General features: G+C 60.2%; 5 protein-coding genes. 1 reads left to right on the forward strand and 4 read right to left on the reverse strand.

What is annotated here, in order from left to right:
• Positions 1–47 precede the first annotated feature (47 nt).
• Together aruF and IF189_RS21290 are read right to left on the reverse strand one after the other, a co-directional pair.
• Positions 48–1,067 (reverse strand): arginine/ornithine succinyltransferase subunit alpha, encoded by a 1,020-nt coding sequence (aruF, locus tag IF189_RS21285; protein WP_096818103.1) that lies wholly within the window; start codon positions 1,065–1,067, stop codon positions 48–50.
• A gap of 131 nt (positions 1,068–1,198) precedes the next feature.
• Positions 1,199–2,419, reverse strand: coding sequence for an aspartate aminotransferase family protein (locus IF189_RS21290; RefSeq protein ID WP_085709721.1), 1,221 nt, complete (start codon positions 2,417–2,419; stop codon positions 1,199–1,201).
• A 304-nt stretch (positions 2,420–2,723) separates the two neighbouring features.
• Between IF189_RS21290 and IF189_RS21295 the strand changes: the two genes are divergently transcribed.
• A complete protein-coding gene (locus IF189_RS21295) occupies positions 2,724–10,454 on the forward strand; it encodes a dermonecrotic toxin domain-containing protein (protein ID WP_192552208.1) in 7,731 nt (2,576 codons plus the stop codon).
• A gap of 11 nt (positions 10,455–10,465) precedes the next feature.
• Here IF189_RS21295 and argR read toward each other — a convergent pair whose 3' ends face one another.
• The gene (argR, locus tag IF189_RS21300; RefSeq protein ID WP_085709719.1) at positions 10,466–11,446 is read right to left on the reverse strand and encodes a transcriptional regulator ArgR; all 981 of its coding nucleotides are present in this window, start codon (positions 11,444–11,446) and stop codon (positions 10,466–10,468) included.
• A 111-nt stretch (positions 11,447–11,557) separates the two neighbouring features.
• A complete protein-coding gene (locus IF189_RS21305; protein WP_003227281.1) occupies positions 11,558–12,322 on the reverse strand; it encodes an ABC transporter ATP-binding protein in 765 nt (254 codons plus the stop codon).
• Between the last annotated feature and the right edge of the window lie 14 nt (positions 12,323–12,336).

The raw sequence follows: 12,336 nt of genomic DNA on the forward strand, positions 1-12,336 counted from the left end.
TCTCCTCAAACGGGCCGCCGTGGCCACCCGTGAAACTCGCTAAGGCGTTAAACCGCCACCAGGCGCACGCTGGCACCTTCACCGACGCCCAGGGCTTCGGCCGCTTCCAGATCCAGGGTCACCGGTTTGCCCGGTGCGTAATCCAGTTCCAGCAGTACCGCGCGGTAATCCTGCAACTGGGCATTGGCCACCAGATACTGGCGCCCGGCACCTTTGACCGGCTCGCCGATCTTCACCGGCACCACGCGGCTCTGGGCGATCGAACGGATCCCCGAGACACGCGCATGCAGGGTCGGGCCACCGTCGAAGATGTCGATGTAGTGATCGGTCTCGAAGCCTTCGCGCATCAGGATGTCGAAGGTGATCTGCGCACGCGGGTGCACCTGGCCCATCGCTTCCTGAGCGGAGTCCGGCAGCAGCGGCACGTAGATCGGGTAATGCGGCATCAGCTCGGCGAGGAACGTGCGGCTTTTCAGGCCACACAGACGCTCGGCCTCGGCGTAGTTCAGATCGAAGAAGTTGCGACCGATGGCGTCCCAGAACGGCGAATCGCCGTTCTCGTCGCTGTAACCGACGATCTCGGTCACCACCGAATCGGCGAACCGCTCCGGATGGCTGGCCACGAACAGCAGACGGCCACGGGAGTTGAGCTCTGAGAACGGCGAACCCACCAGCTCGCGCTGCACGTAGAAACTGGTCAACAGACTGTTGCCGGTCAGGTCGTGGCACTGCGAGAGCACGTGGATCTTGTTGTGGATCTTCAGCTCGCGGGAAGCGTGTACGAACGTCTCGTTTCGAAAGCTGTAGAACGGCTCGGAATAACCGGCCGAAGCAACGATCGCCGAGCAGCCCACCAGTTTGCCGGTGGCGGTATCTTCGAGGACGAAGAAGTAACTTTCTTCACCGTTGAAGCTCACTTCGGCGGCAAACGAGGCTTCGCTCGCGGCGATCTTGTCGCTCAGGCGTTCAACGTCATCCGGCAAGGAAGTGACACCAATCGGGCTGTCCGCAGCCAGACGCTGTACCTCGCCCAGATCAGCCATTTGCGCGGGGCGCATCACCAGCATGGTGTCACTCCTTTCTCTACTTCAGGTCGGCGAAAGCGCCGACTCGGGAAAAAAATGCCGGGCAGGCCCGGCACAGGAAAATTGTCCCTACACCTGTTGATCACGACAGGCGTAGGGCGGTCTTGCATGAATCAGGCTTGGGTCAGTTTCGCCGCAGCACGTTCGAAGCGATCCAGACCGGCGTCGATATCCGCGTCTTCAACCACCAGGCTCGGGGCGAAACGGATCACGTCCGGGCCGGCCTGCAGAATCATCAGGCCTTCTTTTTCAGCGGCGTTGAAGATGTCCTTGGCCTTGCCTTTCCAGGCGTCGCTCAGCACGCAACCGATCAGCAGACCAAGACCGCGCACTTGGGTGAACAGGCCGTACTTCTCGCCGATCTGTTGCAGGCGGGTCTTGAACTTGTCGTGCTTGGCGTTGACGCCGTTCAGCACCTCAGGGGTGTTGATCACGTCGATTACCGCTTCAGCCACGGCGCACGCCAGCGGGTTGCCGCCGTAGGTGGTCCCGTGAGTGCCGACGACCAGGTGCTTGGCCAGCGCTTCGGTGGTCAGCATCGCAGCGATCGGGAAACCGCCGCCCAGGCTCTTGGCGCTGGTCAGGATGTCCGGAACCACGCCGAAATGCTGGTAGGCGAACAGGTTGCCGGTACGGCCCATGCCGGTCTGCACTTCGTCGAACACCAGCAGCGCATTGTTCGCGTCGCACAGTTCACGAGCGCCTTGCAGGTAAGCCAGCTCGGCCGGCAGCACGCCGCCTTCGCCCTGGATCGGTTCCAGAACGACAGCGCAGGTCTTGTCCGAAACAGCGGCTTTCAGTGCCGCCAGATCGTTGTACGGCACGTGGGTGATGCCGGTGATTTTCGGGCCGAAACCGTCGGAGTACTTCGACTGGCCACCGACGTTCACGGTGAACAGGGTGCGGCCGTGGAAGCTGTTGAGCGCGGCGATGATTTCGTATTTCTCGGTGCCGAAACGATCGAACGCGACACGACGGGCCAGCTTGAAAGCGGCCTCGTTGGCTTCGGCGCCGGAGTTGCAGAAGAACACGCGCTCGGCAAAGGTAGCGTCGATCAGCTTGTGCGCCAGACGCAGGGCCGGTTCGTTGGTGAACACGTTGGACACGTGCCACAGCTTGTTCGCCTGCTCGGTCAAGGCACCGACCAGCGCCGGATGCGCGTGGCCCAATACGTTGACGGCGATGCCGCCGGCAAAGTCGATCAGCTCGCGGCCGGCCTGATCCCAGACGCGGGAACCGGCGCCACGCACCGGAATGAAAGCGGCAGGCGCGTAGTTGGGAACCATAACCTGGTCGAAATCGGCGCGTTGTACCGCAGCGTGCTCAACGGACATCGGAGTCTCCTGATGAGGGCCACCCGCCTGAAACTGGCGAGCGATGGGGGGATTGTAAGGACAGTTTTATGCCCGGCCTTGTCGCCAAGCGACAACTTCTTATAGCGCAAACCCCGGATTTTCCCGGGTTTACGGCAATGCGACATATAGCGTCGCAAAGGCGCAGTTTAAACCGTCGCCGACAATTGCAGCAGGCCCACGAGCATATCAATTGGCATGTACCGGTCTGTCATACATATGTACCGCATCCGTTGCAGAGATCTCTGGTTTGCTGACGGTTTCCCGACGTACATGGACAGACCCGATGCAGGCATCCACCGGACAGATTGCAGCCCACACACCGCTCAATCCCCCCGAGCACTACGAACCCCTCAGAAACGCTTTTCCGGAATGGCTCGGCAAAGCGTCGGCCGCCCGCCGTCAGGCCCTGAAGCACAATCGCCGCATGCTCACCGACACACTGAAAAAAGCGCCGAAGGCACAACATGATGAACTGAGAGCGCTCATCGCCCGGCGCATGTGCGTGCAAAACACCATCGACCGGACGCTTGAGCATCTGCAGGACGCCAGCGCCTACGCCGAGCCGATCCTGACCCAGGCGCTGAAGAGCAGATTCAAGCTGGACGTGGATGTCAGGAACACCTTCCTGCACCTCTACATCCCGGTGACAACGCCCGGGTTCCCGATCACCACCGGCAGCCGGACCTGGACGGTGTCGCTGCTCGATGCAGCACTGCACAATTTCGAAGAAGACGAAACCGAAGCTGACGCTTACTCCAGCGAGTCGACCTTCACGACCAGGCCATCACCGTCAGGTCAGTTCGAAACCCTGCCGCAGATAAAGGCACGCCTGAGCATCGCGGCGTTCACCCGCCTGTGCCGGGAACTGGACATCGGCGCCCGCTACAAGACGTATCTTGAAGAAAACCTCGTCATCGACGACGCCGTTGCCGGCGCGCCCCTGCGTCAGCGCATCGACGCCAGCGAAAAAGCCGCTCTCCAGGCCGCTTTGCAGATGGCGCGAATGAAGGGCGATGTCAGCGAGTTGTACGCACGCCTGATTGGCGGTTTGCTCGACGATCTGCAAGGCATGCGAGTCAATGGTCAGGCACTGCTTTGCCATGACCTGAGCATGATGTCGTCGAAGCTGACCGGCATCGTTCTTTTTGCGCCGGATCTGCAGCAGGCACGCACCCCGGTCAGAGTGGTGGCCTATGTGCCGGACGACCCCGAGCACCCGGTCAAGGAATACGCCTCGACTGTAGAAATGATGCGCGAGCTGACACGTCAGTTGCGCAACCCGGAGTATCAGAAATTCTTCAGCCGCTTCGTGGCCCATGACCAGCGCGGGTACTTTTTCGCCGACCTCGGGCAGCGTCTGAGTCGGGTGAAATGGCACCCTTCGGAACCCGGCAGCTCGTTGCCCGCCTGGCGCGACACGCCCGTCGACAAGCCCAATCTGCAATTTTCCGCCACGCCCATTGAGGGCCCGCTGCTGGATCAGCTTTATCAACGAAAGCTGAACAAGATCCTCAATGACGCGGCGACGATCGCTGTCCCGACCGCCACGGTCGACCGCAACGCGCGCTGGGCAACATGGGACACCTTCAGCCGGATTGCCTCTTCGATTCTTGAAATCGCCTCGTTCGTGCTGATGCCCTTCGTCCCCTTTCTGGGCGAAATGATGATGGCGTACATGGCCTATCAGTTTCTCGACGAAGTGTTCGAAGGCGTCGTCGACTGGGCCGAAGGGCTGAGCACAGAAGTTGCCGAGCACATGTTCGGCGCACTGGAGTCGCTGATCCAGCTCGGGGCCTTCGGCATCGGTGGTGCCATCGCCGTCGAGGAGCTGCCGACCGTATTGCCGGCCGAGTTCATCGCACTGATCGACCGGTTCCAGCCCGTGAAATTGCGCAATGGCAAAACACTTTATTGGAAACCGGATCTGCAACCCTACGCACGCCGGATTCAACCACCCAAGGGGGCCGGGCCTGACCCACAGGGACTGCGCTTGCACCAAGGGAAAAGACTGCTCCCCGTCGACCAGAGCCATTACGAAGTCAGCGATCACGAGCATCCCGGCAAACTCTACATCGAGCATCCGACCCGCAAGGACGCCTACCGCCCCATCGTGCGTCATAACGGCGAGGGCGCCTTCTACACCGAGCTTGAACGACCGCTCGAGTGGGACACCCCGACTGCATTGCAACGCATCGGCCATAGCGTCGAAGACTTTTCCCCTGCCCGACGCGAGCGGATCCTCAAGGTCAGCGGTTTTCCGGAGGATGCGCTGCGCAAAATGCACGTCGACCAGGAGCGCTTGCCACCCCTGCTGGCTGACAGTATCCAGCGCTTTCGGATTGATCAGGACTTGCAGGACTTCCTAGACCGGATCGCCAGCGACAGACCCGAGGAATACCTGAATGCGGATCCGCTGATCCAGCTCCAGCTTCTCAAGGAACAGAATCTGTGGCCGGCCACCAGAAGGCTGCGGCTCATCAACGAGCAGGGTGAGATCGCATGGCAATCCTCTACCGACGAAAACCTTCCACTGACAGAGATTCGCCAGGACAGCCTTGCCGAGGGTGACTTGCTCAAGACGCTACTCCAGACACTCGACGAACCGGAAATCAACACATTGCTGGGCGAGGCGTTCGGCGAGATGTTCGCCCTTGACGCGCGCACCCGAAAACTCAGAGCCATGCTTGCACAGCTGGCCCGACAACAGCGCCTTTCACTTTTTGAGGCGCGCTATCAGAGGCTGCAACAGAGCGCTGATCCCTTGGCCAGACATGTGACTCTGCATGCACCGCAACTGCCCATCAGAATCACCGAAGAACTGCTGAGTACAGCGACCGGTTCAGAGCTGCTGGAGATCAGCCAGGGACACTGGCCCGAACGGCAGCAGACGCTGACTGAACAGGCCACGCACGAGCTGCGCATTACCCGTGCTTACGAGGGGCTTGAACTGGACTCGGTGCACAATCCCGATTCCGACACCCTCGCCCTGCACAGCCTTCAACAGTTACCGGGCTGGCCAACAGACGTACGTCTTGAAGTCCGTGCGCAGTACCGGGCAGGACGGTTACTCGACAGTACCGGACCCATCGAAGCCCCCATCCAGAAAGTGCTGGTCCGCAAGTCCGATGGGCTCTGGCAGCCACACGACGAACAGGGACTGGAACTGCTTGGCCCCACCGATTTCTACACGGCAGTTCTGCAAGCCCTGCCGGACGCGCAACGGCAGGAATTGAACCTGCGGATCGGCGAAGGTGAAAAGCTCAGGCAAGCCATCCGCGACAATCCGCTCCCCCGCACAGAACTGCGACTGGCGATCTTGCCCGCCCCTGTCCCGGCACCTGCCGTGGATGCCTTGCGATTGCTGGGTGCTGATGGTTACTCACGCAACACACCACCGGCCCCGCAAACACCCCGCACGCTGGAAAACCGGATCAGACAGGTGTATCCGAGAATGTCCGACAGCGATCGGCTCGCCATGGCTCGACGGCTTGAAAACCACCCGGGCGGCGCAATTGCCGAGCTGTCCCGGCTTCAGCTTGAATACGCACAACTCGATAGCGACCTCAATCAATGGATGTTCGACCTCCCGGAGATCAACCCGGCAGATGGAACCCGGATACCGGACGACCAGCGGATGGCCGCCATCCGCGACCGCCAGATGTTCGCCCACGCTCTGCGCATCTGCTGGCGTAGAGAGATGCGCGGCCTCCATGGTTACGAAATGCGTTTTTCCCAGCCGATCGTGGGCGATCTGCCCGCCCTGACGGCAGACTTCAGCCATGTCGTCGATCTGGAGCTGGTCGGCAGCGGTGGACCGGGTGCCGTGAATGCTTTTCTTGAACACTTCCAGGGATTGGTGCGCATGGATCTGCGCGATTTCGACCTGCACAAGCTGCCACCGCGCCTGGCGACCCTCCCGCACCTTAATCAGCTGGCGCTGCAACGTTGCGGTGTCGTCCTGACGCCGGAAAACCAGTCGCGGCTGTCATCCCTCAACGAGCTGAACGCGCTGAGCCTGAGCAACAACCTGCTGGGCTCGACGCTCGATATCAGCTCCTTGCCGAATCTGACTCACCTCGACCTTTCCAGCACCGGCATCTCCGAAGTCCCGCAAGGATTGCTCAGTCACCCGCGCCTTATCAGCGTGTGGCTCGCCGATAACCAGATCACCACACTCCCCGATCCCTTTTTTGAACAGCCTGCCGCGCTCACAGCCGGGTACGATTTTTTCGGCAATCCGCTTTCCAGTGCAACCCGGGAAAAAGTGAAGATCTATTTCAACCGGACCGGCAGTGACCTGGGCATTCGCCCCGAGCAAGGGGATATCAACCGCACCAGGGCACTGTTCACCGACCTGAACGAGCGTCAGTCCAGCGAGCTGATCTACAGCCTGCCCGGCTCGCTGGCACAAGGCCGACTTCAACTGGAGCGATGGGAAAGCGAAATAGCCCGACTGACCACCGACCTGGCCACATGGTCACGAAGCACACCGAATCGCAATCCGGTCACCGGTGAAATACTGACACCCGGGGAACACGCCAGTCAGTTTTACGAGCGCGAGATATTTGCCGGCCGGATTGAACGGCTATGGCGTCACCGCTCGACCGCACATCCGCTGACAAGGGCAGACACATTCTCGGCACAGGCATCGTTCATGGGGGACATGCCCACATTGATGGCAGATTTCGGCCATATCACCGCCATGTCCCTGAACGGAAACAAGCAGATCAGTGCCACCTCCGCTTTCTTCCAAAGCTTCCCCCGATTGAAACGCCTGATACTGCACGACTTCGCACTTGATCAGTTGCCACAGACACTCACTGGCCTGCCGGCACTCGAGACACTGCTTCTGAAGAATTGTGGTGTGACCTTCACAGGCGAGCTGCAGATCGCACTGGCTTCGATGCGCGAGCTTGAATCCCTCGAGCTGCCTGGCAACCCGTTGGTCAACGCGCCCGACGTCGGCAGCCTGACTGAACTGACTTATCTGGAGCTCTCTCGCACGGGCATCACTCAGGTTCCGGACGGCCTGCCCGGCCACCCGAAATTGCGTACCGCCATCGTCAGTGACAATCGAATCAGCGAACTGCCCGAGGCCTTGTTTGAAATGCCCGCCTCCGCCAGTGAAGGGTTCGATTTCTCAGGCAACCCGCTGAGCAACGACACGCTTGAAAGGATCAAGCGTCATTCCCGAGAAGCCGGCGTGGATTTCGCGGTACTCGCCGAGCCGGCAGACATCGAGGCTACCCAGGCGCTGTTTCCCGGCCTGGATCGTGAAGAGGCCAGTGACGTGTTCTATGGTTTACCTGGTGACCTGGAGCACGGTCGGCGTCAGCTCAGACACTGGAAAGCGGAGCTTGAGCAACTCACCGCCGATCTGGCGCAATGGAAAATGGCGATTCCCCAGACCCATCCAGTCACTCACCGCCCCTTCACTCCCCCGGAGTTCCTCGCGGAACACGCGGCAAGAACAGCATTTGCCGAACGATTGCAAAAACTGTGGCGCGCTCGATTGCCGGAAAATCCCAGACAACGGGGAGACTCACTGGTCGCCAATCTGACCTTCAGCGGCGACTTGCCGAGTCTGACGACAGACTTCAGCCACATCCGCGTACTTTCAATCACCGGCAACCCGACAGTGATCATCCCTGACGGATTTCTTCAACCCTTCTCGGCCTTGCGCCATTTGGAACTTCACGATTTCAATCTTGGGCAAAGTCCGCTGCCCGCCCTGCGCATTCCTTCTCTGGAACGACTGGCCCTGGAAAATTGCGAATTGACGCTAACCCCACAAAACCAAGCGACCCTGTCGTCCCTTCGCGGTCTGCAGTACCTCAACCTGAACCGGAATCCACTGGGGCAATCCCCCACCCTCAAAACACTACCGGCACTGCTTCAACTGCACATGACCGACAGCGGCATTTCGAGCCTGCCCGACGGTTTGTTCGATCATCCCCGGCTCCTCGCTGCCTTCTTCGATCGCAACCAGATCCGCGAACTGCCCGACATCCTCTTCAGAATCGACGCCCGGCCACCCCGGCAGATCAGCCTTGCCGACAACCCGTTGTCATCCGCCATGCGCAAACGCATCAAGCTTTGTTACCGGCAGTTCAGGCAGAGCTTTGGTGTTTCTATGCCACGGGAAGACGTCGTGCGGATCCGCGAACTGTTTCCGTCTCTGGACGATGAAGACGCCAATCGAGTGCTGTACCTGCTGGAGGGGACGCTTGATGAGGGCCGGTTGCAGATTGAGCACTGGGAGGTTGAACTGCGGCAACTTGAAGAGGATCTGGAACAATGGGTAACCGACATCCCGGAACGCTATCCGGTCAGTGACCTTGCACTGACCGAAAGCGACCGCGCCGCAGAGTTCGCGCGCCGAACGACGTTTCGCCTGGAGATCGAAGCGTTCTGGCGCCAAAGGTCTGCGACAAACCCGGAATCGAGAGCTGCAGCCCTCAACCTGGACCCGGACTTCATCGGTGAGCTGCCAGCCTTGAGCGCAGACTTCGCTCATGTCACGACGTTGTCGATCATCGGCAATCCCCAACTGCGGGCCGGTACGGAGTTCCTGCGCGGCTTCACCGGTCTCGACTCGCTTGAACTGCGCGACCTGGCACTGGCAGAGATTCCGCCGGCACTCAGCGGGATGCCGAATCTGCAACAACTGGTGCTGAGCAACTGCGGGGTCGTGCTGAATGACGAGGGCAGCGTCGCACTGCATTCGCTGAAGCAACTGCTCAGGCTCGATCTCTACAACAATCCGCTGGGCCGGGTGCCCGACATCCGCAGGCTGCCGTCTCTGGAGTTTCTCGACCTATCCAGCACTGGGATTTCCGCACTGCCTCAAGGCTTGCTGGACGCTCCTGGACTGGAAACGGCAATCCTCAGCGGTAATCATCTGACCGAACTGCCCGTAGAGCTCTTCGACCTGCCCGCCTCCGTCACCAACGGTTTTGACTTCGGCAACAACCCACTGAACGCGCTGACCCGAGAGCGCATCAAGAGCTACTTTCGCGGAACCGGAGAAAACCTCGGCGTACTGGCCGAGCCGACAGAGATCGCACGTGTCCGGACGCTTTATCCGGCGCTGAGCGATGAACAGGCCAGCGCTTTTTTCTACCGACTCGAAGGCACGCTGGACGGTAGTCGACTCGAACTGGCCCGCCGGGAAGCCGAACTCGGGCAATTGCTGGGCGATCTGGCAGCCTGGGAAAGCGAGATTCCCGAGCATCGCTCGAACGGTCAGCCGCTCACACAGGACGAACGCCTGGCAGAGGAGCAAAACAGAGCACAGTTCAAGGAAACGTTGCTGTCTAGTTGGCGTAAAACACCTGTCGAAGGCTCGGACGTGGGTGATCACGATTTCTCTTTCAGGCTGACGATCCTGGGAGAGCTGCCGACACTGAGTGCCGATTTCGGTCACGTTTCGGATCTGTACCTGGTAAATACCCATGATGACTCGCCACGGGTCGGACGATTCCTCGAAGCATTCCCCAATCTCGTCAGCATCGATATTCAAGGCTACGGCCTGACCGGCATCCCCGAAGCCATCTTCCGGATGAAACAGCTCAACACCTTGAGCCTGCCGGCATGCGACCTCACCCTGTCACCACGGGATGTGGCCGGCCTGGCGAATCTGGACGGCCTTGATCTACTGCACCTGCATGACAATCCGCTCGGGCTGACGCCTGACCTCAGCAATTTGCAGGGGCTTACCGATCTGGATCTGAGCACCACCGGCATTCGCGAAATCCCGAAGGGGGTGCTCGGCAACTTCAACTGGATGGAGCTGGATCTGTCAGGCAATGAAATCAGAGAAATGCCGGACGAACTGATGGAGGTACCGGCCTATGTCGGTGATCGCTACGACTTGCGCGGCAACCCTTTCTCCGCTCAGGCCATGCAGCGAATCCGGGCTTACTACCAGGAAACAGGCATGACGCTGAACGTTGACGGCGTGCTCGAACATCCCCCTGTGCGCGGTCGCCCCAGTGTCGAGATCGAGGATTAGCAACGCTTGAATCAACCGCGCTCCGGCGGCACCGACGACAGTTCGAAAGGACTGCTGCTGCGCCGCTGGTTGCGGTCTTCCCGCGGCGTGGCGCCGAAGAAGTTGCGATAGGCGCTGGAGAAATGCGGCCCCGAGGAGAAGCCGCAGGACAGGCCGATCTGGATGATCGACTTACTGGTCTGCATCAACATCTGCCGGGCCTTGTTCAGGCGCAGTTCCAGGTAGTACTGGCTCGGCACGCGGTTGAGGTATTGCTTGAAGATCCGCTCCAGCTGGCGACGGGACACGCACACGTGCTGGGCGATTTCGTCGGTGGTCAGCGGTTCTTCGATGTTGGCTTCCATCAGCAGCACGGCCTGGGTGAGCTTCGGATGGCTGGAGCCGAGACGGTTCTGCAATGGAATGCGCTGACGCTCGCCACCTTCGCGGATGCGCTCGACCACCAGTTCTTCGGAAACCGCACCGGCCAGTTCCGCACCGTGATCACGGGCCAGCACCGCCAGCAACAGATCGAGTACCGACATGCCGCCGCACGCGGTCAGGCGATCGCGATCCCAGTCAAACAGATGACTGGTTGCGATGACTTTCGGGAAGCGCTCGGCGAAATCGTCCTGCCAGCGCCAGTGCACCGCCGCGCGGTAACCGTCGAGCAGACCGAGTTGCGCCAGCGGATACACACCGGCCGATAGACCGCCGATCACGCAACCGGCGCGCACCAGTTGTTTCAGCGCGCTGCTGAGTGCCGGCGCCAAAGTCGTCGGTGGCTCGTCAGCGAGCAGGAACAGTTTCTGGAAGTTTTCGAGCTTGCCGGCCCAGGGTTCGCCGGGCAGTTGCCATTCACCTTCGGTCGGTGCTTCGGCCTGCAGGAACGACAACTCGTAAACCACGTCCGGATGCACACGCTGGGCGACACGCAAGGCCTCCTCTGCCAGCGCCAAAGTCAGAGCTTTAGTGCTGGGCCAAATCAGGAAACCAATTCGATGGGCAGTCATGGCGGGCGATCCGAAACGTAAACAGAGGGAAAAACCGAAATCGGCTGCAACCAAATTAGACCATCTGGCGCGCTGCGCAGCATGACCTAATTTGGTGCATAACGGGAGCGATTACTTGAGGCTGCCCGAGAGGAATTGTTGCAAACGTTCCGACTGCGGATTGACCAGCACTTCGCGCGGGTTACCGCTTTCTTCCACGACGCCTTTGTGCAGGAACACCAGCTGATTCGACACTTCACGGGCGAAGCCCATTTCGTGAGTCACCACCACCATGGTGCGGCCTTCCTGAGCGAGGGCCTGCATGACTTTCAGCACGTCGCCGACCAGTTCCGGGTCGAGGGCCGAAGTCGGCTCGTCGAACAGCATCACTTCCGGTTCCATAGCCAGCGCACGGGCGATTGCCACACGCTGCTGCTCGCCACCGGACATGTGTCCCGGGAACGCGTCTTTACGATGAGCCACGCCGACCTTGTTCAGGTAGTGCTCGGCTTTCTCGCGGGCTTCAGCCTTGGACACACCCAGCACGTGAACCGGCGCTTCCATGATGTTTTCCAGCGCGGTCATGTGCGACCACAGGTTGAAGTGCTGGAACACCATCGACAGGCGCGAACGCATGCGTTGCAGCTGTTTCGGGTCAGCGGCTTTCAGCGCGCCGTCCTTGTTTGCCACCAGCTTCAACTCTTCGTTGTTGAGCAGGATCTTGCCCGCGTGCGGCTGCTCGAGCAGGTTGATGCAACGCAGGAAAGTACTTTTGCCGGAGCCACTGGAGCCGATGATGCTGATCACATCGCCGGCGGCCGCTTTCAGGGAAACGCCCTTGAGCACTTCGTGACTGCCATAGCGTTTATGCAGGTCTTGGACTTCAAGTTTGTACATGCGGTCGGTTCTCA

The organism is Pseudomonas sp. IzPS59, assembly GCF_014863505.1.
GTDB lineage: Bacteria > Pseudomonadota > Gammaproteobacteria > Pseudomonadales > Pseudomonadaceae > Aquipseudomonas > Aquipseudomonas kribbensis.